The organism is Hymenobacter terrenus (assembly GCF_000972495.1).
Classification (GTDB): Bacteria; Bacteroidota; Bacteroidia; order Cytophagales; family Hymenobacteraceae; genus Hymenobacter; species Hymenobacter terrenus.
This window is the reverse complement of record NZ_LATM01000109.1, coordinates 1-1,342: the sequence shown is the minus strand read 5'-3', so window position 1 is coordinate 1,342 and position 1,342 is coordinate 1. Positions and strand designations below refer to the sequence as shown.

Genomic DNA, 1,342 nt, shown 5'->3' with positions numbered 1-1,342 from the left:
GTCGGTGGCAGCGGTGGGGGCGTCGTTGCAGTCGGCGCTGGCCTGGGTGCCGACCGTGCCGCCGCTGGCCGTGCCGGCCTGGCCGGTACCGGCCCCACCAGTCGCCGCTGGCCGCGGCAGCACCACGATCCGGCCCGCGCTGCCCGGTGTGTTGCCAAAGGTCTGGGCCGGGCCCCCCGCGTTGTTCGTCGTGCCGGCCGCGCCGCCGGCGACGGAGGTGCTCCCCAGGGTAACGTTGGTATAGATGAAGCCGCCCCCGCCGCCCCCGCCCGGGCCGTGGGGGCCAGTGGCCGTTGAAGAGTTATTGCCTCCGGTACCACCACCAGCATTAGAAGTAACACTACTTACGGGCGAACCATCCCGGACCGAAAGCACGACGGTCCCGCCGGCTCCCGCGCCACCAGCGCCGTCGTTGGCGGCACCAGTGAAGGCAATAAATAAGCCGCCTTCCCCGGTCGCATCGATAGCTGCCCCGGTAGTACCCGTCAGGCTACCGGCGCGCACCACGGCAATTCCGCCGCCTTGTACGCCGTTTGCCCCTGGAAGGGAGGCCGCCACGGCGTCATCAGCAGTGCCAGCTCCCCCGCCGCCACCCATGAGGAGGCGAGCTGAAGAAGGCGCTGCAAAAGTGGCGCCGCCAAAGGCCCGGGCTGAGGCCGTGTTTCCCGCCTGGAAACCTCCGATGCCCCCGCCGCCGCCGTTACCGCCGCCGCCGCCGCCCGCATTACTCGCGGAAGCTCCCCCGCCCGCGTTGGCAGGAGCTCCCTTGCCATCGCTGCCACCAGGGTAGCCATCTATGATATTGTCTTGTGTGAGAACCGCCGTGCGGGCTGCGTTGATAAAGGCGGTATAGCGGGGGGTACCCGCAATACCCTCCCCCTTGGAGCCAGTGTTCTGGGCCGTGTTGGAGGGCCGGCGATAGTCCGTCTGTGCATCGCTAACGGATGGTTTGAGGATGGTTTGCCCCCCTCGGAAGCCGCGACTGGTGGCCGAAATGGCAAAGGTGCCCATGTTGAGCCGGCCCGCGACATCCATCGCCACGATGCCCCCTTTGGCGCCGTCCCATTGCAGGGCGCTAATGGTGCCGCCCAGCGTCACGTTGCCGTACTGGGGCACCCGCACCACCTGGAAGGTGCGCTGCCCGGCCGTGGCCGTGGCCGGGGCATTCAAATAGGCATTGACCAGGGGCGCAGCCAGCGTGAGCAGGCCCGTGGTGCTGTTGTAGCTCAGCACCCGGGCATACTCGTAGGTGCCCGCGATGGCCGTGCTCGTGTACAGATAGCCCGTGGCCGGGTCGCCGAAGGTGCCGTCGCCGTAGTTCCCGGTGTTCGACGAATTGATG

At 68.3% G+C, this 1,342-nt stretch carries 1 pseudogene; it reads right to left on the bottom strand.

The annotated features are described in order from the left end of the window. A pseudogene (locus WX88_RS31900) lies at positions 1-1,342 on the bottom strand (hypothetical protein); the annotation flags it as partial.